Origin of the sequence: Sphingomonas phyllosphaerae 5.2 (assembly GCF_000419605.1) — a bacterium.
GTDB classification, from domain to species: Bacteria; Pseudomonadota; Alphaproteobacteria; order Sphingomonadales; family Sphingomonadaceae; genus Sphingomonas; species Sphingomonas phyllosphaerae_B.
In genome coordinates this window covers 3086334-3108798 of record NZ_ATTI01000001.1, presented here as the reverse complement: position 1 = coordinate 3108798, position 22465 = coordinate 3086334, and the positions used below count along the sequence as shown (strand labels likewise).

The following is a 22465-nucleotide window of genomic DNA, read 5'->3' as shown; positions in this document are numbered from 1 at the left end:
CGGCGCCACGCCGAACCCCGGCGCCACGATCGTCGCGAACATGCCGGGGGCGGACGACGGCGGCCGCATGTCGGCGTCTCGCCTCGATCGACTAGTGCGCGGGCGTCCGCCGCAACGTCACTGCACGCTCGGCCAACCGTCCGCGCTCCACGTCAGCTTCTGGATCTGGAGCGTCGGCAGGCCGTTCTTCTGCGTGTCATATGCGTGGTAGACGATATAGTCGCCGTCGCCCTGCTGCAGCACAGCGGCGTGGCCGCGTCCCACGTAGCGACTGCCGTCGCCCTGGCCGTTGCCGAGCACCTGCGTCCCGCCGCCCTGCAGCATCGCTTTGCCGTCGCGGTCGACATAGGGGCCGTCCGCCGCCGCCGAGCGCCCGACGACGGTGTTGTAGGTGCTCTTCGATCCCTGGCAGCAGAAGTCGAACGACGCGAACAGATAATAGAATCGGTCGTGGCGAATGATGAACGGCGCCTCGATCGCGTCCGGCGCCGGTCGCTGCGCCAATGCACGCGGCGCGGCGGCGCCGGACAGACGCAGGCCGGTCGCCGGATCGAGGCGGATGATCTTGATGCCGGACCAGAAACTGCCGAAGGTCAGCCACGCGCGCCCCTCCGCATCGGTGAACGCCATCGGATCGATCGCATTGTAATCGTCGCTGCCCTGCGACTGGATCACCGGCCCCTGATCGGCCCAGTTCGCGGCCGGTGCGGCGGGATCGATCGCCGTCGCGGTGGCCAGCCCGATCGCGGACTGGTTCTTCCCGAAGGTCGAGATCGAGTAATAGAGCCGATATTGGTTGCCGACCTTCGAGATGTCTGGCGCCCACATTCCCGACGCGCCGGGCACGGCGGCGGCGGTCCAGGCGGGCAGCGCGGCGTAGCTGCCGCCGCGCAACGTCCAGTCGCGCAGGTCGGTCGACGTGCGCAGCGCCAGCAGCCCCTCGGAGTCGCCGGCATTGCCGGTGGTGAAGAGGTAATAGCTGTCGCCGTCCTTCATGATCGCCGGGTCGTGGACGGGCGCGACATTGCCGGTCAGCGCAAGCGACAGGCTCGCACCCGGCGTCGGAGCGGCGGTGGGGCTGGGCGTCGGCGAGGGGCCGGGCGTCGGCGAGGGGGCGGGGCTCGGCACGGCGGCGGGCGCGGTGCTGGCGGACAGCTTGCCGTCCGACGCGCCGCAACCCGCGGCGCACAGCAGCAACGCGAGCGTGGGGAAGCGCTTCACGGGCAGATCCTTCTCATGGAGGAAGGGGCGGACCGTGCGGCCCGCCCCCTGGCGATCAGTTGAAGCTGTAGCGTGCGCCGATCGCGAAGGTCCGCGGGATCAGCACCGTGCCCAGATTGTAGCGATCCTTGTCGCCGGCATTGTCGAAGCGATAATATTCCTGCTGCTTGGTGCGCGTCAGGTTCACCGCGTCGAAGGTCAGGCCGAGCCGGTCGGTAAGCCGTGCGGTCAGTTGGAGATCGAGGCTCGCCTCGGCGCGGCGCCACACGCCGAGCGGGTTGGCGAACAGCCGCGCTTCGTACCGGGCCTGCCACGCGTTCCGGTAGACGTAGGAGAGCCGCGCGCCGACCGGGCCGTTGTCGTAGGCGAGCGTCGCATTGTACGACAGGTCCGACACGCCGAAGAACTTCGAGCGCTGCTCGCCGGTCTGTCGGCCGCCATTGTCGTAGATCGGCACGCTCTGGCTCGAATCGAGCAGCGTCAGGCTGCCCTGGAAGCCGAGACCATCGAGGATCGAGGGCAGGTAGGTCGGGAAGTAGGTGAGTCCCACTTCCAGCCCCTTCAGCACGCCGCTCGAGGCGTTGGCGGGACGGCTGATGACGAAATTGTTGGTCGCGCCCGCCACGATGCCGTTGTTCGGAATGAATTCCAGCTGGCTGACCGGGACCACCAGCCCCTCGATCTCGCGGCGGAAACCGGTGACGGTGATCGCGCTGTTGCGGTCGAAATACCATTCCAGCGCCACGTCATAGTTCTTCGACGTGGTCGGCTTCAGGTTCGCGGTGCCCGCACTGCCGCTGCCATAGCCGACGTTGGTCAGATCGCCGGTGAGATTGAAGTTGGGATTGATGTCGCCGAAGTTGGGCCGGCGCAGCGTCTCGCCGTAATTGAAGCGCGCGCGGATCGCGGGCGTGATCTCGTAGCGAGCCGTGAAGCTCTTCAGGAAGCGGTCCGAGCCCGGCGAGGCGCGCGAAACCGCGCCGTTGTTGAACCGGTCGATAAAGGTCGCGTCGGTATCGACCGCAACGTACCGGACGCCGCCTTGCAGATCGAGCGGGCGACCGAAGATCGTCAGCTGTCCGTCTGCTTGCAGGTACGCGGCCGTCGTTTTCTCATCGATGTCGAAGGTCTTGGTCAGCGACAATTGGTCCGAGGTCTTCAGCCCGTACAGGGTACGGATCTGGTCGGCGTTTGCGTAATTATAATAACCGTTCCCGGAGACCCAACTGGTCGGCACGTCGCCGCGGCCTTCGAAGAAGTCCGAGTTCGTGAAGGTGGCGCCGGCCGGCAGGCTGGACAGCGGGCGGTTGAGCGAAGCGGCGTCGGCCGTGCGGATTTCGTTCGACGCGCGGCGAACGTCGTAGCGGAAGCCGCCCTTGATCTGGCGAAGGAAGCCGCCGTCCCACTTGTGGAAACCGTCGAGGGTTGCCGTGAAGGCACTGCCCTTGTCGCGGCTATTGTTGTCGTACAATTGCGCGACGTTCCACACGCTCGGATCGGTGAGGAGCGCGTCGTTGTCGAACTGGTACGACGGGATCCCGCCGCCGGCATTGAAGTCGGTGGTGATCTGCTTGGCGAGGCGGTCGGTCCGCATCGCGAAGAAGGCGGTCTTGTTCGTGGTGGTCTGATACGCGAGGTCGGCGACGATCCCGCCATGCTCGCCGACATCCCATTTGCCGTTCAGGGCATAGACGAAGCTGTCGGTCTGGCTGCGGCCGTAATCCGCGCTGTTGAAGCCGTAGACGTCGTTGGCGACACGCGACTTGACGATGTTGGTGCCGTCATAGATCTCCGGCGCCTGCGGATTTCCCCATGCGTCGACGAAGCTGAACTGGAGGCTGTTGAACGTCTCGCCGCGGAAGCCCGAGTAATAAGCCTCGGCGGTATAGACCGAACTGCTGTTCGGCGCCCATTGCAGCGCGATATTGACGGACGGCCGCTCACGCTTGCCATAAAGGTCGGAGCTGAAGACGGCGTCGCGCGACAGATAGTAAGGCGTTTCCACGCCGTTGACGTTGATCGTCGAGCCCGGCACGGTCGGCAGCCCGGTTTCGGTTCCGACCTGCCAGTTGCCGAGCGCCGGGGTGTTGATGAACGCGCCCGTCGTCGGATTGGTCGGGGCGGGAAAGATGCGCTGGAAGCCGGTGAGTCCGCTGCCCGCGGGCGGGTTGAGCGTCGCGAAGGGCACGAACGCGCCCGCGGTGGTCGACATGGTGCGGAATTTCGAGCGCGTGTAGCTGCCGTTCACGAGCACGCCGATGTCGCCGATCCCGGTTTCCCACCGGTTGCTGACCAGCAGTGCGCCGTTCGGATTGAAGGTGTCGGCTTCCTGGTCGTAGATCCCGCGCGCCAGCGCCGAGAGCGCGAAACCGTCGAAATCGAGCGGGCGGCGCGTCACGACGTCCACCTGGCCGGCCAGGCCGGTTTCGATCTGGTCGGCGGCGCGGGTCTTGTAGACATCGACGCGCTTGATGAGGTTCGCGGAAATGTCCTGCAGCGAGAACGATTGACCCGAGGACGTGAAGATGTTGCGGCCGTTGAGCGTGGTGAGCGCATCGGGCAGGCCGCGGATCTGGATGCCCGCTGCTTCGCCCTGGCCGCGATCGGTGACCTGCACGCCGGTGACGCGCTGCAACGCCTCGACCACGTTGTTGTCGGGGAGTTTGCCGACATCCTCCGCAACGACCGAATCGACGATCTGCGTCGATTCGCGGCGGCGGTTGAGCGCGCCGATGATCGAGGCGCGAACGCCGGTGACGACGATATCGTCGGCCGCCTGCTCCTGCGCGGCGGGCTGCGCCGCGGCGTCGGAAGACGGGGTTGCCGCTACGGCATCGGCTTGCGCGTACGCAGGGGCCGCGGCGAGCAGCGACGCTGCGGAAACCGATGCGAGAAACAACAGCTTGGGTGCCACGACAATCCTCTCCTGCAACGCGGAACAGTCCGCGAGATGGACGGTCTGCCGCCGTCCATTACTCGGACATATGCGTATCACGGGCTGCGGATTGCGCAAGAAGCGGCGTTTCATATTTCGTGCAATCTCCACATGATGTGGCGCGCGCGACACAGCAACCGGCGGAGACAACGTTTGCGAAAAGAGGAAGTGACGGCAATCGGCACGGCTCGTCGCCGGCTGTCCTGACGAGCATGGCCCGACAGCCCGTCAGACTGTCCGACATTCCCCGCGGCCGACGCGCGACCCTCGGCCGGGGCTGGCCCGATCGTTTGCCTGATCGCTGGGGCGAAGCGGACCCCGGCGCGAGGCCGGGGTGCGCAACCTAGGCCGATCGACATCCAGCGAACGTCCCCGCAGCGCCGTCATCGCGAGCGGAGCGAAGCAATCCAGGGCGTCGCGCGGAACGCTGGATTGCTTCGCTCCGCTCGCAATGACGGGCGAAGGCCGCAAACCTGCCCGATCGTGCGAGCGCGATGCGCCCTGACGGATGGCCAATCTTCATTGGCGAACAGCCCGGCATGCGCGAGGCGCTGAATCTCGATCCCGCCTAGAATTTCGCGCCCGCGCGGATTCCGATCGTGCGCGGCGCGATCGGGACGACGTACGGGCGCTGGTCGCACGATCCACATTGCTGGAAGCGCGAGATCTGGCCGCGTTCGTCCCACAGGTTCCGCACGAAAACCTCGAACGTATAGTTCGACAGCTCGCCGCCGATCGAAAGGTTCGCGCTGGTGTAAGCCTCCAGTCGTCCAAGCGCGCCGGCCTTGGCGATGCGCAGGTCCGAGGACGCGGAGCTCTGGTGCGCGACCAGCCCCTGCACATAGGCGCGCATCGCGCCGATCGGCACCGAATAGCGCGCGGTGCCGCTGACCTTGAAGCGCGGCGTGATCGGCAGGCGCGTTCCCGACGGGGCGAGCACGTCGTCGCCGGTGCCGCTGCACACCACCGACGCGCAGAGGTCGGTACGCGTCTTCGCGTCGGTGTAGGAGCCGGCGGCGGTCAGCGACAGGCCGCCCAGCGCGACGTTGGTGTCCATCTCGATACCGCGGATGCGCGCATCCGGGCCGTTCTGGATGACGGTGAAGCTGTTCTCGCCGAGGAACGAGAACTGGAACTGGTCCCAGTTCTGCTGATAGATCGCGCCGTTGAAGCGGAGCGCACCGCCGGGCAGCGACGTCTTCCAGCCCAGTTCGTAATTGGTCAGGAAATCCGCATCGTAGTCGCCGACGTCGCCGCGCCGGTTGATCCCGCCGGGGCGAAAGCCGCGCGAGGCGGTGGCGTAGAACAGGATCTCGTCGGTTGGCTTCCACGTCGCGTTGAAGCGGTAGGTGACGCCCTGGCCATCGGCACGCTTGGGCAGGACCCGCCCGCCGGCCGGCACGCCGAGATTGACGCACGGGATCGCGCCGACGTCCGGCGTGGTCAGGAAAGCGGACGTGTCGCCGCCGTTGATGAACGCGTCGCGTAACGTACCGCCACCCGCCAGGTAGCAACTCGCCACGCCGGTCCGCGAACTGCCGGCGGCGTTGAAGGGTGTCGCGGTATAGGGGCGCCCGTCTTCCGGATCGACACCGGGATTGCGGCCGAAGCCGAAGAACCCGATCAGCGAATTGTCATAGATGAAGACGCGGCCACCCGCGGTCAGCGTCAGCTTCGGGGTCAGGTCGTAGCTGGCCTCGCCGAAGACGGCGTAATCCTTGTCGACGCGGTGCTGGCGCGTCAGCCACAGCGTGCCGGGATAACCGTTCGCCGACACCTGCGCGCCGAGGTTGGGGATCTGGTAATCCTGGAAGATCAGGTTGCTCTGCCGCTGGTAGAAGCCGCCCGCGACGATCCGGAACGGCTGGTCCGCGGGCGAGGCGATGCGCACTTCCTGGCTGAGCTTCTTGAAATGATCGCGGCCGATGACGCGCTGGCGCGGGTCGATCGTGTTGCCGGCGTTGTCCTGGTAGTAGAAGTAGCCGGCGAGCCCGCCGACCGCCGAATAGAGCGAGTCATAGGCCTCTGAATAATCGGTATAGTCACTGGACTGGACCGCGCGCCGATCGAGCAGCGCGCCGGCATAGGTGACGTCCCAGTTGCCGACCTGCCCCTCGATCGTCAGCGCGGCCTGCGCGAAGCGGTCGCGGCGATATTCGGGGTAGAAGCGCTGCACCTCGAGGTCGCCAACCTTCGGATCGTAGCCGTAGCTGCCGTGGCTGCGCTGTTCCTGGTAGAGCAGCGTCGGCGTGACGGTCCATGTATCGTCGAGGTCGATCTTCAGCGCGGTGCGGCCGCCGTAGGTCTCGGTGTCGTTATAGTCCTTCTCGACGAAGCCGGCATTGTCGACGGTGACGCCGCCGGGCTGCGGAAGGAAGCTGCGCGAGCCCGGTACGTTGTCGATGAACCCGGCGTCCTTCTGGTAGAAGCCGACCATGCGCAGCGCCACGCGCTCGCCGAACGGGATGTTGAGCATCCCCTCGCTGGTGTAGCCGATCCCGCCCGAGCGCAGCATGTTCACCTCGCCATCGACGCGGCCATAGAAGCCGGCGGTGTCGGCCTTGTTGGTGATGATGCGGATCGTGCCCGCCTCGCTCGACGCGCCGTAGAGCGTGCCTTGCGGGCCGGCGAGGCTTTCGATGCGCGCGATGTCGTAGATGTGGATGTCGAGCGTGCCGCCGATCGTGGTCACCGGCTGTTCGTCGAGGTAGACGCCGACCGACGGCAGCGAGCCAGAGTGGTTGCCGTCCCCGCCCGAGGCGACGCCGCGCATGTAGACGGTGGTGACGCCGGGCTGCGAGGACTGGAACGCGACCGACGGCAGGAGCTGCGTATAGTCGTTGAAATTCGAGACGTTCAGCTGATCGAGCCGGCGGGTGCCGATCGCCTGAATGCTGATCGGGACGTTCTGGATACTTTCGTCGCGCTTCTGCGCGGTGACGATGATGTCGCCGTCGCTGGTGGCGGCGGACTGCTGCGATGGCACGTCCGCTTGCGTGGTCTGACCGCTGTCGCTGCCGGTCGTCTGCGCGACGGCGGGGGTGGCAATCGCCGCCGATGCGAGAAGCGACAGAAGCATGCGAGCACGAAAGCTGACCACCACAACAATCCCCCTTTTCGGTGCGCCCCTTTGTTGCGCTCTTGTGACGACATGCTGCGCTGCGGCGGTGGCGCGGTCAATCGGGCATGCAAGCCATTGAACGATGGCGATGAAGCGTGGCGAATTTGTCACGTGGGCGGGCGGATCGTACAGGTGTGATGAAGAACCGCGCGTCACGACGGGGCGCAGCGAGCCCCTTCGTCAGCGCGCCTTACCGGGACAGCGAGGCGGGTGGCTCCGGATAGCAGTCGATCGTGTCGCCGAGCGCCGCCTCCAGCGGGGCGAGATGGGCGGCGAACGGGCGCCACGCGCGGTCGCCGCCGCGGAAGATCGGCTGGCGCACCTGTTCCGACGATGCGGTGCGGACGGCGCGCTCGGTGCGGTGCGACGACAGGCAGGCGGGATCGAAGTCGAGCCCGCACGCCGCCAGCAGCGCGCGGATCTGCGGTTCCGGCGCGTCGACCAGCGCTTCGTGGATGACGCGGTGAACCCGCGCCGGCTGGACGCGATCGACATGCGCCATCATCCGCACATAGTCGCGGTAATAGCGGCCCATGTCGTCCAGCGCGTAGCTGAACCCCTGACCACGCGCGAAATGCTGTTTGAAGTTGGAGAAGCAGCAGGCGCGCGGGTCGCGGCGCGCGTCGATGATCGTGGCGTTGGGCAGGATCAGCCGGATCAGCGCGACATGCGCCCAGTTGTTGGGCAGTTTGTCGACGAAGAACGGGCGGTCGGTACGGCGCTGCACCGCGGCGCGGCGCAGATATTCCTCGCCGAGTTCGCGCGCGCGTTCGGGGGTGAGCGCCGACAGGCCGGCGGGGTAGTCTGCGATCCGGCGCGCGAGCGCGGGCAGGTCGGGCAGCTCGGTCGTCCCCTCGACCAGCCGATGGCTGGCGAGGATCTGCTCGACCAGCGTCGAGCCGGCGCGCGGCATGCCGAGCACGAAGATCGGATCGGGGGCCGGGCAACCCCAGTCGGCGCGCGCGGCGAAGAAACCGGCGTCGCAGGTGGCGACGATCGCGTCGACGAAGCGGGTCGTCTCTTCGGCGTCATACGCGATCTGCGCGCGTCGCAACGCGTTGCCGGCGTCGTAATGCGTGAAGGCACGGTCGGCATCGCCGCGTTCCTCCCACGCCTTGCCGAGCGCGAAGTCGAGGTGGAAGCGGTCCTCGGTGGCGAGCGTCGGGTCGGCGAGCTGCGCGGCCATCGTTGCCACATCGGCGTCGTCGAAGCGGACCGTCTTGAGGTTGGCGAGGCTCCACCACGCCTCCCCCAGCGCGGGGCGCAGCGCGGTGGCGCGGCGATAGGCGGCGACGCCGTCGCCCTGCCGCCCGACCGTCTTGAGCATATGGCCATAGCTCATCCACACCTTGGGTTGCGCGGGGGCGGCGCCCAGCACGCGTTCGTAGAGCGCGATCGCTTCCTCGAACCCGCCGAGCCGGCCGAGCGCCGCGGCCTTCAGATTGGCGTGGCCGAGATGCTCGGGTTCGGCGGCGAGCAGCGTGTCGAGTTCGGCCAGCGCATCCACCGCGCGGTTCTGGCGATACAGGACGATCGCGAGATTGGCGCGCGCCGCGGTGAAACCGGGCGCAAGTTCGAGCGCGCGGCGCAGCAGCGTCTCGGCATCGCGATTGCGCCCGATGCGCCCGGCAAGCTCCGCAAGCATCCGGATCGCGCGCGCGTCGAACGGATCGCGTTTCAAATAGGTGCGCAACAGCGGCTCGGCGACGTCGAGGCGATTGTCATGGAGCGCCAGCGCGGCGTCGACTAGCATCGGCGGGAAGCGGGTGGTGCGGGAGGAAGCGGGCATGGAGAAGCGAGCAAACCACGCGGACGCCCGGCGATCAAGCGGCACGATCGGCTTCTTCGGTGCGCTGGCGCTGGTGATGGGCAACCTGGTCGGATCGGGGATCTACCTGCTGCCCGCGACGCTCGCGCCGCTGGGCGGCAACGGCACGCTGGGGTGGGTGGCGACGATCGCGGGATCGCTCTGCCTGGCATTCGTCTTCGCGCGGCTGGCCGGCGCGGTGCCGGGGGCGGGCGGGCCATATGCCTATGCCGATCTCGCGTTCGGCCCGCGCATCGGCTTTGCGGCGGCGTGGAGTTACTGGACGCTGGTGTGGGCCGGGAACGGCGCGATCGCGGTGGCGGCGGTCAGCGCGCTGAGCGTCGCGATCCCGGCGTTGATCCCGCATGCCGCGCTCGTCGCGGTCGCGCTGGTGTGGGCAATGGTGCTGGTCAACATCGCCGGGGTCGGCGCGGCGGCGCGGGTGCAGGTGGTGACGATGGTGTTGAAGCTGCTGCCGCTCGGTGCCGTGGTGCTGCTCGCCGCATGGTGGGTGCTGGCAGGCGGCGGACCAGCGGTGCGCAACCCGGCCGTACCGCTGGACGCGCGCGCGGTGGCAGGCGCGGCGGCGTTGACCTTCTGGGGGTTCCTGGGTCTGGAATCGGCGACCGTGCCGGCGGACAAGGTGCGCGATGCCAGCCGGACGGTGCCGCGCGCCACGTTGATCGGTACGGCGGCGGTCGGGCTGATCTACCTCGCGGTGTCCAGCGCGATCACGTACATGATGCCACGCGCCGCGATCGCCGCCTCGCCCGCGCCGATCGCCGACTTCCTGGGGGTGGCATTCGGCAGCGGGGTGGCGCAGGTCGTCGCGCTGTTCGCCGCGGTCAGTGCGTTGGGAGCGCTGAACGGCTTCGTGCTGTTGCAGGGCGAGGTGCCGCGCGCGATGGCGTGCGGCGGCGTGTTCCCGCACTGGTTCGCGCACGAAAGCATGCGTGGCGTGCCGGTGCGCGCGCACGTCCTGGCGGGTGCGATGGTGACGGCGGTGACGCTGGCCAATTACACGCGCGGGATGGGCGACCTGTTCGCGTTCGTCGCGGCGGTGTCGCTGGCCGCGGGGATGCTCGCGTATTTCGTCAGCGCGCTGGCCGCAGTGAAGCTGCTGCGGCGTGACGGGCCCGCGCGCGTGGCGGGCCTCGTCGCGGCCGGGTTCGTCGCGTGGCTGGCGTGGGGGCTGGGGCGCGAGGCGAACGGCTGGGCACTGGGGCTGCTGCTCGCCGGGGTGCCGGTGTACCTCGCGGTCAGGCGCGGCGGCGCCACCGCGCCATGAGGCTGCGGTCGGCGAGGATCGCGTGCGCGGCATTGTGCCCGGGCGCGCCGGTTACGCCGCCACCGGGATGTGTCCCGGACCCGCACATGTAGAGCCCGCGGATCGGCGCGCGATAGTCGCCGTGCCCCAGCACGGGGCGCGCCGACCACAATTGGTCGAGGCTCATGCGGCCGTGGAAGATGTCGCCGCCCACCAGACCGAACTTGCGCTCCAGGTCGAGCGGGGAGTGGATCTGGCGCGCGATGACCGACTTCTTGAAATTGGGCGCGTGGCGGTCGACGGTGTCGATGATGAGGTCGGCGACTTCCTCGCGCACGTCGTCCCAGCTGCGCGGGCGCCCGTCGGGTCCGGGGGTCAGCTCGGGGGCGAATTGCTGGCAGAACAGGCTGGCGATGTGCATACCGGGCGGAGCGAGGCTGTCGTCTACGGTGGTCGGCAGCTTCATTTCGACGATCGGCTCGCGCGACCAGCCGTGCGCCTTCGCATCGTCGAACGCGCGGTCCATATAGTCGAGTCCGGGGGCGATGATGATCCCGGCGGTATGATGCTCGGCGCGTTCCTTGCCGGGCAGGACGGTGAAGTCGGGCAGCTCGCTCAGCGCCACGTTCATGCGGAACGTACCCGAACCGGTCCGGAACCCGGCGATGCGGCGGCGGAAGTCCTCGGGCAGGTCGGCGTCGTCGACCATCTCGCGATACAGCAGCGCCGGGCCGACATTGGCGGCGACCACCGGTGCGACGATCTCCTCGCCGCTGTCCAATGCCACCCCCGCCGCCTTGCCGCCGTCGACCAGCACGCGCGCGACGGGCGCGTCGACCGAGATCTCCACCCCGGCATCGCGGCATGCCGCCGCCATTGCCTGCGTGATCGCACCCATGCCGCCGACCGAATGGCCCCAAGCGCCGAACTTGCCGTTCACCTCGCCGAAGACGTGGTGGAGCAGGACGTAGGCCGAGCCGGGGGTGGAGACGCCCGCGAAATTGCCGACCACTGCGTCGAACGCGAACGCCGACCTGACGTGGTCGTCCTCGAACCAGCCGTCGAGGAACTCGCGCGCGGACTTGGTGAAGACGTCGAGCAGGTCGCGCTGCGCGGCGATGTCGAGTTTCGCCAGCGGCCACCCCTGCCGCGCCGCGGAGACCACCTCGGCCAGACCGCCGCCGGCGTTGGGCGGCGCCTTGAGCGCGAGGTCGCGCAATACCTGCGCAACGCGCTCCAGCGCGGCGTCGTAGCGCGGATAAGCTTCCGCATCGCGGCGGCTGAAACGCGCGAACTGCTCCTGCGTACGCGCCATCCCGCCGCCTAGCGTCAGATAGGTGTCGGGAAAGGGGAAGAAGTTGCTGATCGTCCGCTCGATGATGCGAAAGCCGCGGTCGTGCAGCTTCATGTCGGCGATCACCTTCGGGCGCAGCAGGCTGACGGTGTAGCTGGCGGTGGAGTTGCGGAAGCCGGGGTGGAATTCCTCGGTCACCGCCGCACCCCCCACGACATGGCGGCGTTCGAGCACGCGGACCTTCAATCCGGCGCGCGCGAGATAGAAGGCGCAGACCAGCCCGTTATGGCCACCGCCGATGATGATCGCGTCGTACTTTCCCGCCATGCCCGCTCCCCGTCGCCCCTGCGCATACAGGGGGCTATCGCTGTTCAGTCCGCCGCACGCCCGGCACAGCACCGGCGCGCCCGTGTCCCGCCTCCTGCCTTCACTCGACCGCCACGGGCCGTTGCCGGCGCAGGGGTGACGGAGAGTGCTTCGACCAGCCCGGCGCCGGCGCGCGGTGGAGGCGGGCTTCGGGAATGCGGGTCCGGATTTTTGCGGCGAAACTGCGCAGGCATACCTCGCTCGCGCCGATCGGGCCGGCGGTGTAGCTGGATGAGGCCATGCCTTGCTGCACGCGCTCGATCAGCCATGTGTCCTCGGCGTTGACGGTGCGGTTGATGCGCCAGTTGGCATAGCGGACCAGCTTCATCGCGCGCCGCGGATCGGGCAGCGCGAAGGTCATCTCGCGCAGCACGCACGTGGTCGGCGTCAGCGGCAGCCATTGCATGAAGTCGATCTGGTCGGCGTAGAGATCGAACGCCATGTTCGGCCACAGCTTGTAATAGAGCCACAGCCGCTGGTTCGCCGGCGGCAGGTGTTCGACCGGCGGCAGGTGCGTCTGGTAGAAGCGTTCCCACGGATCGTCGGACGGGCGGTCGACCAGCTGGCCCGACATCCGGTCCACCCATCCCGCCGCCTCGATCGCATAGCTCTTGCCGAACAGGCGCGTCAGGCCGTCGTGCGCGACCGGGATGTGCAGGTTGTCGGAATAATTGTCGCCGACGTTCTTCCAGTTCACGGCCCGCTCGCGGTGGCGCACGTCGCCGATGCGACGCATGTCGCCGAAGCGATACGGCGCGATCTCGTGGTCGTAGGGCGCCATCATCTCCGCGACGCGCGGGCCGCCGTCGTCCTCCAGCCGGACGAAGACGAACCCGCGCCAGCGGTCGACCTCGACGGGGACCAGCCCGCTCGCGTCCATGTCCAGCGCAGGATAGTCGCGGCGCGCCGGCACGCCGCTCAGCCGCCCGTCGAGTTCGTAGACCCAGGCGTGGTACGGGCAGACCAGCTTGCGCGCGCATCCCGCGCTGCCGTCCACCAGCCGCATCGCGCGGTGGCGGCAGACGTTGTGGAAGGCGCGGATCTCTCCATCGGCACCGCGCACCACGACGACGTTCTCGTCCAGGTACGACAGCGTCCGCCATGCGCCGGGCCGGTCGAGATCGCTTTCGTGACAGACGATCTGCCACGATGGGCGGATCACTCGCGCACATTCGAGCGCAAAATACTCGGGATCGGTATAGAGCCAGCCGGGCAGGCTCCAGTCCGCGTCAGGATCGGCGTGGGGGAGACCGGCAGGTGGCAGCTCGGCAGAACGAGGCATAGGAGGTTCTCGCATGCTTGTTGCACGATCGTATAACAGGCCGGGGCGATGAGCAAGCGCGCCACTCCCGACGATCGGCGTCGCGAGTTGATCGAAGCGACGGTGCGCGTGCTGGCGGAGCGCGGCGCGGCGGGCGCATCGGTGCGCACGATCGCAGCGGCGGCGGCGGTGTCGCCGGGGCTGGTGACGCACCATTTCGGCGGAGTCGATCGGCTGGTGGCGGCATCCTACGACCATGTCGCGGCGCAGGTCGGCGCGGCGCTGGAGGTGGCGGTGGCGTCGGCGGGCACGTCGCCGCGTGCACGGCTCGGTGCCTATGTCGCGGCGAATTTCGGTGCCCCGATCGCGGACCCGGCGCTGCTCGCGACCTGGCTGGCGCTATGGAGCCTTGCGCGCGGGGATGCGGCGATGCTCGCGCGGCACGAGCATCATTATGCGGGGTTCCGTGCGCGGCTGGAACAACTGCTCGCCGACTGCGGGCTTCCGGCCGCGCGCGTGCGGCTGGCGGCGATCGGGGTGACCGCGCTGGTCGATGGCTTGTGGCTCGAGCTGTGCCTGTCGCCCGGCAGTTTCACCGCCGACGAGGCGCGCGCGCTCGCCGCCGCTTATCTCGACAGGTCGGTGAACAGCGACTCGTAGTAGGCGATGCCGGGCGCGATGTTGTCGATCGGCGTCCGCTCGTTCAGGCCGTGGCTGAAATCGTCCGATTCCTTGATGAAGGTCGGGCTCGCGCCATAGCTGGGGACGTGGTGATAGCGGAACCACATGCTGTCGCTGGCGCCCGCCGACATGCTGGGGAACACCGGCACGCCGGGGCGCGTCTTCGCGATCGCCTTGGTCACCGCAGCGACGAAATCGGCGCGCATCGGCGAGGCGTCGTTGGCAACCGAACCCTCGCTGACGTCGCGGATCGTCATCTTCGGTTCGGCGGCGACCTGCTTGAGCGTCGCCATCACGTCGGCGGGCTTCACGCCGGGGAAGATGCGGCAATTGATGTTGGCGGTGGCGCGCTGCGGCAAGGCGTTGAGCGCGTGCCCGCCGCCCACCATCGTCGCGACGCAGGTGGTGCCGATCTGCCCGACGTACGCGGGGTCGGCGGCGAGCGTGGCGATCGCCTTCTCGTCCTTCGGGTTCGCGGCGAACGCGCGCATCGCGGCCGCGAGCGCGCCGGTCTTCTGCTTCGCGGCGGCGACGAAGAAGGCCCTGGTCAGATCGGACGATTGCGGGGTGAAGCGGTAATTGCCGATCCGCACCAGCGCGGCCGACAGCTGGTTGATCGCATTCTGCGGACGCGGCGCGGAACTGTGCCCGCCGGGGTCGGTCACGGTCAGCTCGAAATCGGCATAGGTCTTCTCGGCGCCGTTCCAGGTGAAGAATTGCGCTTTGCCGTCCTCCCCGAGCCGGCCACCGCCGCCGTCGATGTTGATCACCAGCTCGGCGTTTTTGAGCTGCTCGGCGATCAGCGCGCTGGTCTTCATGCGCGTCTCCTCGTCACCGGAGAATTCGAGCACGACGTCGCGGCGCGGGCGAAAGCCGGCGCGCTTCATCTGCAACAGCGCCGCGATCGTCACCGCGGCGTCCAGCTTCATGTCGGTGGCGCCGCGGCCGTACAGGTAGCCGTTCTCGACCACCGGGGTGAAGGGATCGCGCTGCCAGTCGGCGGGCTTCGCCTCGACCACGTCGATATGGCCGGAGATCACCAGCGGCTTGGCGGCGCGATCGGTGCCCGGCCAGCGCGCGACGAGATAGGCGGTGTCCTCGACGGGCGTCACCGCCACGTCCGAGATGCCGCCCGCGACCAGCACCGACTTCAGATAGGCGGCAAGCTGCGGGGTCTGGTTGCCCGGCCCGGCGACGCTGCGAAAGGCGATCGCGCGCTTGGCGATGTCCAGCGCCTGCGCCTCGGCAGCCGGCTCGGCACGGAGCGCGGCGAACGGCGTGGCGCACAGCGTAGCGGCGACCATGCCCGAGAAGAACCTGCCGTACGTCATTTGCCGCCCCTTCGTTGCGCCGAAGTGGCTGACGTTAGGACCTGTCTTCGACCGCAACAAGGCGTGTGAGCGACCGTGACGACGCGTTGCTTGCCTGATGCTTCGTCACCGTCGACGCGCGCGTCGGCTCATTCCTTCTTCAGCGCGCCCGGCTTGTGTGCGGCCTTCCCGCCATTGTCGCTCTTGACCAGAAATTGCGGATCGTCCTTCGATGCCTTGACCTTGTGGCTCTTGATCGAGGTTTCGGACGTCAGCTTCTTCTCGACCGTGCCGTGCGCGGTGCCGCCATGCGACTTCCAGCTCACGTCGTCGCCCTTTTTCAGATCGTCGGCCATCGTCGCTCTCCTTCGCGTATCGGCCTGTGCAACCCGCGGGGGACGCGCAGGGTTGCGCGCGGGCAAATCGTGCTAAGGCTGCGCGCGACTTGATTGAGGATAAGATGAGCGAAACGGTGCAGGCGACGCCCGACGACGGCGATCTGGTGGCAGCAGACGGCAAGATCGCGGTGCCCGACGACGTGGCCGCCGCGGTGCGCACGCTGCTGCGCTGGGCCGGCGACGATCCTTCGCGCGAAGGTCTTGTCGACACCCCGCGCCGCGTCGCGCGCGCATGGAAGGAATATTGCGCGGGCTACGGCGAGGATCCCGGCGTGCACCTGTCGCGCGTCTTCGAAGAGGTCGGCGGCTATGACGAGATCGTGCTGCTGAAGGACATTCCGTTCCAGTCGCACTGCGAGCATCACATGGCGCCGATCATCGGCAAGGCGCATATCGCGTACCTGCCGCGCAACCATGTCGTCGGCATCTCCAAGCTGGCGCGTGTGCTGCACGGCTATGCGCGACGCCTGCAGGTGCAGGAACGACTGACCGCCGAGGTGGCCGACTGCATCTGGACGCGGCTGAAGCCGCTCGGCGTCGCGGTGGTGATCGAGGCGAGCCACGCCTGCATGACGGCGCGCGGGGTGCGCACCTCCGGCGTCGGCATGGTGACCAGCCGGATGATGGGCGTGTTCCGCGACGACGAGCGCAGCCGCAAGGAAGTGCTGGCGCTGATGGGGCTGCGCTGATCGCCATGCGCGTGCTGGTGACCGGGGGCGCGAAGCGGCTGGGTGCGGCGATCGCGCGCGCGGTTGCGGCGGCGGGGCACGTGCCGGTGATCCATTATCGATCCTCGCGGGACGAGGCGGAGGCGCTGGCGGCGGCATTGGGCGGCGTGGCGGTGCCGGGCGATCTGGCCGACGCGACGGACGCGGCGGCGCTGTTCGCACGCGCCTGCGACGGCGGTCCGGTCGACGGCCTGGTCAACAATGCCTCGCTCTTCGAATATGACGCGCCGGCCGCGCCGGATGCGGTGCTGGCCGCGCGGCTGCACGCGATCAACGTCGTCGCCCCGTCCTTGCTGGCCGCGGCGCTGGCGGGGCAGGGGCGGGAGGGCGCTGTGGTCAATCTGCTCGACCAGAAGCTCGCCAACCCCAACCCCGATTTCTACGGCTACACGCTGACCAAGGCGGCGCTGGCGCAGGCGACGGTGCTGATGGCGCAGGCGTTCGCGCCGCGCGTGCGCGTCAACGCGGTGTCGCCCGGCCTGACGCTGCCGAGCGGTGACCAGAGCGCGGCCGAATTCGATGCGGTATCGCGTGCGAACCTGCTGCGCCGCCCGGTCGGGGCGGAAGCGGTGGCGGAAGCGGTCGTCTGGCTGCTGGAGGCGCGCAGCGTTACCGGGCAGAACGTGTTCGTCGATTGCGGCCAGCGTTTCTGCCCCGGCGACCGCGACGTGATGTTCGAGGGGCGCGCGTGATGGCCGAATATGCGATCATCCTCGACGATCTCGCGGTCGCGATGCGGCTGGGCATCCACCCGCACGAGGCGGTGCCGCAACGCGTGCTGCTGTCGGTGCGGATGACCGTAGCCTACGAGCAGGCGCCCGACGCCGACACGATCGCGCAGGTGCTCGATTACGATGCGTTGCGCGACGGCATCCATGCACTGACCGCGGGCGAGGGTTTCGCCTTGCAGGAGACGTTGGTCGAACGTGTCGCGGCGCTTTGCCTCGCCGATCCGCGCGTCCGCGAGGTGCGGGTCCGCTCGATGAAGCCCGACGTCTATCCCGACGCGCGGGTGGGATGCGAGATCGTCCGGGGGCGTTGAGCCACGCCGGGCGGCTGTCCTACAAGACGATGTTGCTGATATGTTCTCCAGCAGAAGGAGAATGACAGCATGATCGACGATCTCATCGACGCCGTGATCGACCGTGAGGGCGGCTATGTCCATCACCCCGCGGACCGCGGCGGGGCGACCCGCTTCGGCATCACCGAGGCGGTCGCGCGCGCCAGCGGCTATGCCGGCGACATGCGCCATTTCGCGCGCCCCGCCGCCGCCGCGATCTATCGCCGCAGCTATTGGACGCGTCCCGCCTTCGACAAGGTCGCCGCGCACGCACCGCGGCTCGCCGCCGAATTGTTCGACACCGGGGTCAACATGGGGCCGATCGTCGCGGCGACCTTCCTGCAACGCGCGCTCAACGCGCTCAATCGCGGCGCGCGCGAGTATCCCGACCTGCCGTGCGACGGCCGCATCGGCGCGCAGACGCTAGACGCGCTCGCCGGCTTCCTCGCCACGCGCGGTCCGGTCGCCGAGACGGTGCTGACGCGCGCGGTCGAGGCGTTGCAGGGCGAACGCTACCTGACGCTCGCCGAGCAGCGCCCCGCCAACGAGGCCTTCCTCTACGGCTGGCTCGCACAGCGCATTGGTTGACGGAGGGGAACGGACATGGCGATCGTCGATACGATCATCGGCCCCGTTGCGGGGCTGCTCGACAAACTGATCCCCGATCCGCGTGCGCGTGAGACGGCGCAACGCGAACTGCTGCGGCTTGAGGGCACGCAGGAACTGGAGCGCGTCAAGGCGCAGCTCTCCGCGATCCTGGCGGAGGCCGGCGCTGCCGATCCGTGGACCAGCCGCGCGCGCCCCGGCTTCCTCTACGTCATGTATGCGCTGCTGCTGTGGAGTATCCCGATGGGGGTGATCGCCGCATTCCGGCCGGCGGCCGCGACCGCGATCGCGCAGGCGATGAACGCGTATCTCACCGGGTTGCCCGAGCCGCTCTACGCGCTCTTCGGCACCGGCTATCTCGGCTATACCGTCGCGCGGGAATGGGGGAAGGCAAAGGCGCGCTGACGGGATTCCGCCAGCACGCGTCCGGTGATCTGTCGTTGCGGGCGGAGCGAGCAATCCCGAGAGGGGCAAGGACGCCCTCGATTGCCTCGCTGTGCTCGCAATGACGAACGTCAGGTCGACCGTGGCGCGAAGCGCCGTACGACCCAGATCTCCGTCGGCGCGGACGGAAGAAAGCGGGATTCCGGGTCGACGACGGCGACGCGACGAACGCCGGACGTGGGCGACTATATCCGCGCCAGCCGCTGCGGGTCGGGCGGCAGCCGCATGTTGGCGCCGTGCGCGGCTTCCAGATACTGGGTCGCCATCGCATAATGCGCCTGGCACACGGCGGGGTCCTCGGCCTCGGCCGCCAGCCGCAGTTCGGCCTCGGCACGGGTCTGGAAATACAATCGGTCCTTGTCGGTAATCATCGACGCTGCTCACTCTCCTGCGCGCGATATGGTCGCTTGTTCGTGTCGATACTATTACCCCGGTTACAATCTTCCGTTGCCCTTGCCTGTGGCACCCCCGCGCCCCAAATCGCGGGCCTATGAGCGGTAACGATTCACATTCCATGCCCGTCTGGCATGGCACCACCATTCTTTCGGTACGGCGCGGCGGCAAGGTCGTGGTCATCGGCGACGGGCAGGTCTCGATGGGCCAGACCGTGATGAAGCCCAATGCGCGCAAGGTCAGGACCTTGGGCGACGGGAAGGTCATCGGCGGATTTGCCGGCGCGACCGCCGACGCTTTCACGCTGTTCGAGCGGCTCGAGGCCAAGCTGGAGCGCCACGGCTACCACCTGATGCGCGCGGCCGTGGAACTGGCCAAGGACTGGCGGACCGACAAGTATCTGCGCAACCTCGAGGCGATGATGATCGTCGCCGACAAGGACGTGACGCTGATCCTCACCGGCAACGGCGACGTGCTGGAGCCGGAGAAGGGCATCGCGGCGATCGGCTCGGGTGGCAATTACGCGCTCGCTGCGGCACGCGCGCTGGTCGATTACGAGGACGATGCCGAGGTGCTGTGCCGCAAGGCGATGGCGATCGCGGCGGAGGTGTGCGTCTACACCAACGATCGGCTCACCGTAGAGACGCTGGAGTCCAGCACCTGACCATCGTCGTCGCCGCGGTGGAGGCTGGGCGTCCTCGTCCGGCAACGCGCGCGTGCCGCACGCGATTCCGGCGTCCACGGAAATGACCAGCGTCTCAACATTCGCAACATTCGCCGACCAAGGCTTTGAAAAACCATGAACGATAATCTCACCCCCAAGGCGATCGTCGCCGCGCTCGATGCGCATATCATCGGGCAGAAGGACGCCAAGCGCGCGGTCGCAGTGGCGCTGCGCAACCGCTGGCGCCGCCAGCAGCTCGCGCCGGACCTGCGCGACGAGGTGACGCCCAAGAATATCCTGATGATCGGGCCGACCGGCTGCGGCAAGACCGAGATCAGCCGCCGCCTCGCCAAGCTCGCCGACGCGCCGTTCGTGAAGGTGGAGGCGACCAAGTTCACCGAGGTCGGCTATGTCGGCCGCGACGTCGAGCAGATTGCGCGCGACCTTGTCGAGGAAGCGGTGCGGCTCGAAAAGGAACGCCGTCGCCTGGCGGTGAAGGACAAGGCCGAGGCTGCGGCGATGGACCGGCTGCTCGACGCGCTGGTCGGCAAGGACGCCAGCCAGGCGACCCGCGACAGCTTCCGCCAACGTTTCGCCGAGGGGCATCTCGCCGACAAGGAGGTCGAGCTCGAACTCGCGCAGGCGCCGCAGATGCCGTTCGATCTGCCCGGCGGGCAGGGATCGGTCGGGATGATCAACCTGTCCGAGATGATGGGCAAGGCGTTCGGCGGCGGGCCGAAGCAGCGTCGCAAGCTGCTGGTGCCGGCCGCATGGGAGAAACTGGTCGAGGAGGAAGCCGACAAGCGCCTGGACCAGGACGAGGTCAGCCGCGTGGCGTTGCAGGACGCCGAGGAGAACGGCATCGTCTTCCTTGACGAGATCGACAAGATCGCGGTGAGCGACGTGCGGGGTGGCTCGGTCAGCCGCGAGGGCGTGCAGCGCGATTTGCTGCCGCTGATCGAGGGGACGACGGTCGCCACCAAATACGGTCCGATGAAGACCGACCACATCCTGTTCATCGCCAGCGGCGCGTTCCACGTCGCCAAGCCGAGCGATCTGCTGCCCGAGCTTCAGGGCCGGCTGCCGATCCGCGTCGAACTCAAGGGCCTCACCGAGGACGATTTCGTCTCGATCCTGTCGGACACCAAGGCATCGCTGCCGGCGCAATACCGGGCGCTGATCGCGACCGAGGGGGTCGAGGTGACCTTCACCGACGACGGCATCCGCGCGATCGCGCGGATCGCGGCCGAAGTGAACGGCGAGATCGAGAATATCGGCGCGCGCCGGCTTCAGACGGTGATGGAGAAATTGCTGGAGGACGTCAGCTTCGATGCCGAAGATCGGAAGGGCGACGCGTTGACCGTCGACGGCGCCTATGTCGAGCGGCAACTGGCCAGCGTCGCGCGCAACTCCGACTTGAGCCGCTTCGTCCTGTAACATAGGCTTTATCCCCAGGTTATCGCTGGGGGGCGGCATGGATGACGAATACGGGGCGCTGATCCACGGCGCCTATGTGGCGGCGATGGATGACGGGGCGGACGGCTGGCTGCCGTGGTTGCAGCGCGCGTCGGACTGGGTCGGCGGATATTGCGGCTTTCTGGGCATGGTCGATCGCGGGCGCGGCGCGCTGGCGTGGAACGCGATCCACCATCCCGATCCTGTCGCCACCGCCCGCTATCGTGACGAGGGCATCTACCTGCTCGATCCGCAGGTGCCGGTGGTGGCGCGCCTCGAACGATCACGCCTCTACCGCGACATCGACGTGCTGGACTTCGACGATCCGATGACGCGTCGCCATGTCGACTGGACGGCCGAACATGCCGGCATGGGGCATTTCGCATCCATGGCGGCCGTGATCGGCGACGGCCGCTGGGTGGGAGGCTTGTCGATCCACAATGCCGTCGGACGGGGCGTCACCAGCGACGCGCAATGGCGGCGGCTCGCCGCGTTGTCCGACACGCTGGAGCGCGCGCTCTCCTTCGGCGTGCTTCATGCCGAGAAGCTGCGCGAACAATGGTGGACCGCGCGGCTGGCCGCGACGGGCGAGCCGGCGGCGCTGCTCGACGAAAGCGGCGCGGTACTGCGCATGACCGCCGATTTCGAGGCGGCGGTGGCGCGCGGTGACGGGCTGCGCGTGCGTGGCGGTCGGTTGGTGGCGACGGACTGGGCGAGCCAGCGGCGCCTGTCCGCGCTGATCGAACGCGCGACGGTGCCGGGGGGCGCGGCAGCCGACGCGACGCAGATCGAACGCGATGCCGACCGGCCCTCCTACGTGCTATGTGCGTGGCCGCTCCCGCAGGAGCGCCGCTCGCTGGTGCCCGATCACGCCGCAGCGCTGGTGACGCTGCTCGATCCAGAGGCGCGGCCGGCGCCCGCACGCGGTTTGTGGTGCGCCGCCTTCGGGCTGACGGCGCGGGAGGGCGACGTGGCGAAGGTGCTGGTGGACGGCCTGACCCCGGACGAGGCCGCGGCGATGCTTGGCGTCAGCATCGCGACCGTCCGCGTCCACATGCGGCAATTGTTTGCCAAGACGCAGACCACCCGGCAATCGCAGCTGATCCGGATACTGACGAGGTTTTGACGCCCTCTCATCTCTTTGACGGAGGCGGCGCACGGGTCGGGCGTACTCCGGTCATCGGGAGAGCCACCCACATGGACTATGCATCAGCCGGAGCGCTTGTGATCGTGACGATCGTCGTCGCGATCCGGATGCGGCAACGCCGCCGCCGAGCGTGCCGGGGTTAGATCAGGTCGCCGGCGTAGAACAGGATCAGCAGCGCTGCGATCAGCAGGAAGCCGAGATAGAACAGTCCGAACTTGATCGGCCGTTTCGAATTCTTCTCCAGGACCGGCCGGTCCATGATGTCGTCGCTCATGATCGCTCTCCGCTTGCCCGCCATCAACCCTTG

At 68.2% G+C, this 22465-nt stretch carries 20 protein-coding genes; 10 read left to right on the top strand and 10 right to left on the bottom strand.

Annotated features, from left to right (window positions below):
• Positions 1 to 117: 117 nt before the first annotated feature.
• The 4 genes from SPHPHY_RS0114655 to SPHPHY_RS0114640 all read right to left on the bottom strand — a co-directional run bounded on the left by SPHPHY_RS0114655 (position 118) and on the right by SPHPHY_RS0114640 (position 9066).
• Positions 118 to 1221 (bottom strand): arabinan endo-1,5-alpha-L-arabinosidase, encoded by a 1104-nt coding sequence (locus SPHPHY_RS0114655; protein ID WP_022687441.1) that lies wholly within the window; start codon positions 1219 to 1221, stop codon positions 118 to 120.
• A gap of 55 nt (positions 1222 to 1276) precedes the next feature.
• The gene (locus SPHPHY_RS0114650) at positions 1277 to 4135 is read right to left on the bottom strand and encodes a TonB-dependent receptor (RefSeq protein WP_022687440.1); all 2859 of its coding nucleotides are present in this window, start codon (positions 4133 to 4135) and stop codon (positions 1277 to 1279) included.
• Positions 4136 to 4724: 589 nt separating this feature from the next.
• The gene (locus SPHPHY_RS0114645) at positions 4725 to 7235 is read right to left on the bottom strand and encodes a TonB-dependent receptor (RefSeq protein WP_022687439.1); all 2511 of its coding nucleotides are present in this window, start codon (positions 7233 to 7235) and stop codon (positions 4725 to 4727) included.
• A 232-nt stretch (positions 7236 to 7467) separates the two neighbouring features.
• A complete protein-coding gene (locus tag SPHPHY_RS0114640) occupies positions 7468 to 9066 on the bottom strand; it encodes a tetratricopeptide repeat-containing sulfotransferase family protein (RefSeq protein ID WP_022687438.1) in 1599 nt (532 codons plus the stop codon).
• Between SPHPHY_RS0114640 and SPHPHY_RS20280 the strand changes: the two genes are divergently transcribed.
• A complete protein-coding gene (locus tag SPHPHY_RS20280) occupies positions 9065 to 10372 on the top strand; it encodes an amino acid permease (RefSeq protein ID WP_022687437.1) in 1308 nt (435 codons plus the stop codon). The genes SPHPHY_RS0114640 and SPHPHY_RS20280 overlap by 2 nt on opposite strands.
• On the opposite strand, the gene SPHPHY_RS0114630 is transcribed toward SPHPHY_RS20280, so the two are convergent.
• Both SPHPHY_RS0114630 and SPHPHY_RS20275 read right to left on the bottom strand, forming a co-directional pair.
• The gene (locus SPHPHY_RS0114630; RefSeq protein WP_022687436.1) at positions 10344 to 11972 is read right to left on the bottom strand and encodes a phytoene desaturase family protein; all 1629 of its coding nucleotides are present in this window, start codon (positions 11970 to 11972) and stop codon (positions 10344 to 10346) included. The two genes, SPHPHY_RS20280 and SPHPHY_RS0114630, sit on opposite strands and share 29 nt — an antisense overlap.
• Before the next feature lie 100 nt (positions 11973 to 12072).
• Positions 12073 to 13293, bottom strand: coding sequence for an aromatic ring-hydroxylating oxygenase subunit alpha (locus SPHPHY_RS20275; protein WP_022687435.1), 1221 nt, complete (start codon positions 13291 to 13293; stop codon positions 12073 to 12075).
• Positions 13294 to 13341: 48 nt separating this feature from the next.
• Between SPHPHY_RS20275 and betI the strand changes: the two genes are divergently transcribed.
• Complete coding sequence (gene betI, locus SPHPHY_RS0114620; RefSeq protein ID WP_022687434.1) at positions 13342 to 13932, top strand: transcriptional regulator BetI; 591 nt, start codon at positions 13342 to 13344, stop codon at positions 13930 to 13932.
• On the opposite strand, the gene SPHPHY_RS0114615 is transcribed toward betI, so the two are convergent.
• Together SPHPHY_RS0114615 and SPHPHY_RS0114610 are read right to left on the bottom strand one after the other, a co-directional pair.
• Positions 13899 to 15284 (bottom strand): M20/M25/M40 family metallo-hydrolase, encoded by a 1386-nt coding sequence (locus tag SPHPHY_RS0114615; protein ID WP_022687433.1) that lies wholly within the window; start codon positions 15282 to 15284, stop codon positions 13899 to 13901. The genes betI and SPHPHY_RS0114615 overlap by 34 nt on opposite strands.
• Positions 15285 to 15412: 128 nt before the next feature.
• Positions 15413 to 15619 (bottom strand): DUF2945 domain-containing protein, encoded by a 207-nt coding sequence (locus SPHPHY_RS0114610; protein WP_022687432.1) that lies wholly within the window; start codon positions 15617 to 15619, stop codon positions 15413 to 15415.
• 104 nt (positions 15620 to 15723) lie between these two features.
• Between SPHPHY_RS0114610 and folE the strand changes: the two genes are divergently transcribed.
• The 5 genes from folE (at position 15724) to SPHPHY_RS0114585 (ending at position 18460) form a co-directional block, all read left to right on the top strand.
• Positions 15724 to 16350 (top strand): GTP cyclohydrolase I FolE, encoded by a 627-nt coding sequence (folE, locus tag SPHPHY_RS0114605; RefSeq protein ID WP_022687431.1) that lies wholly within the window; start codon positions 15724 to 15726, stop codon positions 16348 to 16350.
• Between the two features lie 5 nt (positions 16351 to 16355).
• Positions 16356 to 17081: an SDR family oxidoreductase gene (locus tag SPHPHY_RS0114600; RefSeq protein WP_022687430.1), complete on the top strand. Its 726-nt coding sequence runs from the start codon at positions 16356 to 16358 to the stop codon at positions 17079 to 17081.
• The gene (locus SPHPHY_RS0114595) at positions 17081 to 17431 is read left to right on the top strand and encodes a dihydroneopterin aldolase (protein WP_022687429.1); all 351 of its coding nucleotides are present in this window, start codon (positions 17081 to 17083) and stop codon (positions 17429 to 17431) included. The genes SPHPHY_RS0114600 and SPHPHY_RS0114595 overlap by 1 nt, the downstream gene beginning before the upstream one ends.
• A 69-nt stretch (positions 17432 to 17500) precedes the next feature.
• Entirely contained in the window at positions 17501 to 18037 is a 537-nt protein-coding gene (locus SPHPHY_RS0114590; RefSeq protein ID WP_022687428.1) for a glycoside hydrolase family 108 protein, read from the top strand.
• Between the two features lie 15 nt (positions 18038 to 18052).
• Positions 18053 to 18460 (top strand): holin family protein, encoded by a 408-nt coding sequence (locus tag SPHPHY_RS0114585; RefSeq protein ID WP_022687427.1) that lies wholly within the window; start codon positions 18053 to 18055, stop codon positions 18458 to 18460.
• Positions 18461 to 18684: 224 nt separating this feature from the next.
• On the opposite strand, the gene SPHPHY_RS20270 is transcribed toward SPHPHY_RS0114585, so the two are convergent.
• The gene (locus SPHPHY_RS20270; RefSeq protein ID WP_022687426.1) at positions 18685 to 18870 is read right to left on the bottom strand and encodes a hypothetical protein; all 186 of its coding nucleotides are present in this window, start codon (positions 18868 to 18870) and stop codon (positions 18685 to 18687) included.
• A 143-nt stretch (positions 18871 to 19013) separates the two neighbouring features.
• On the opposite strand from SPHPHY_RS20270, the gene hslV reads away from it, so the two are divergent.
• The 3 genes from hslV to SPHPHY_RS0114565 all read left to right on the top strand — a co-directional run bounded on the left by hslV (position 19014) and on the right by SPHPHY_RS0114565 (position 22137).
• Positions 19014 to 19556 carry an ATP-dependent protease subunit HslV gene (gene hslV, locus SPHPHY_RS0114575; RefSeq protein ID WP_022687425.1) on the top strand — a complete coding sequence of 181 codons (543 nt, stop codon included), beginning with the start codon at positions 19014 to 19016 and terminating at the stop codon, positions 19554 to 19556.
• A gap of 135 nt (positions 19557 to 19691) precedes the next feature.
• The gene (gene hslU, locus SPHPHY_RS0114570) at positions 19692 to 20993 is read left to right on the top strand and encodes an ATP-dependent protease ATPase subunit HslU (RefSeq protein ID WP_022687424.1); all 1302 of its coding nucleotides are present in this window, start codon (positions 19692 to 19694) and stop codon (positions 20991 to 20993) included.
• A gap of 37 nt (positions 20994 to 21030) precedes the next feature.
• Complete coding sequence (locus tag SPHPHY_RS0114565; RefSeq protein ID WP_022687423.1) at positions 21031 to 22137, top strand: helix-turn-helix transcriptional regulator; 1107 nt, start codon at positions 21031 to 21033, stop codon at positions 22135 to 22137.
• Positions 22138 to 22297: 160 nt separating this feature from the next.
• On the opposite strand, the gene SPHPHY_RS22675 is transcribed toward SPHPHY_RS0114565, so the two are convergent.
• Positions 22298 to 22432: a hypothetical protein gene (locus SPHPHY_RS22675; RefSeq protein WP_269213766.1), complete on the bottom strand. Its 135-nt coding sequence runs from the start codon at positions 22430 to 22432 to the stop codon at positions 22298 to 22300.
• Positions 22433 to 22465 lie beyond the last annotated feature (33 nt).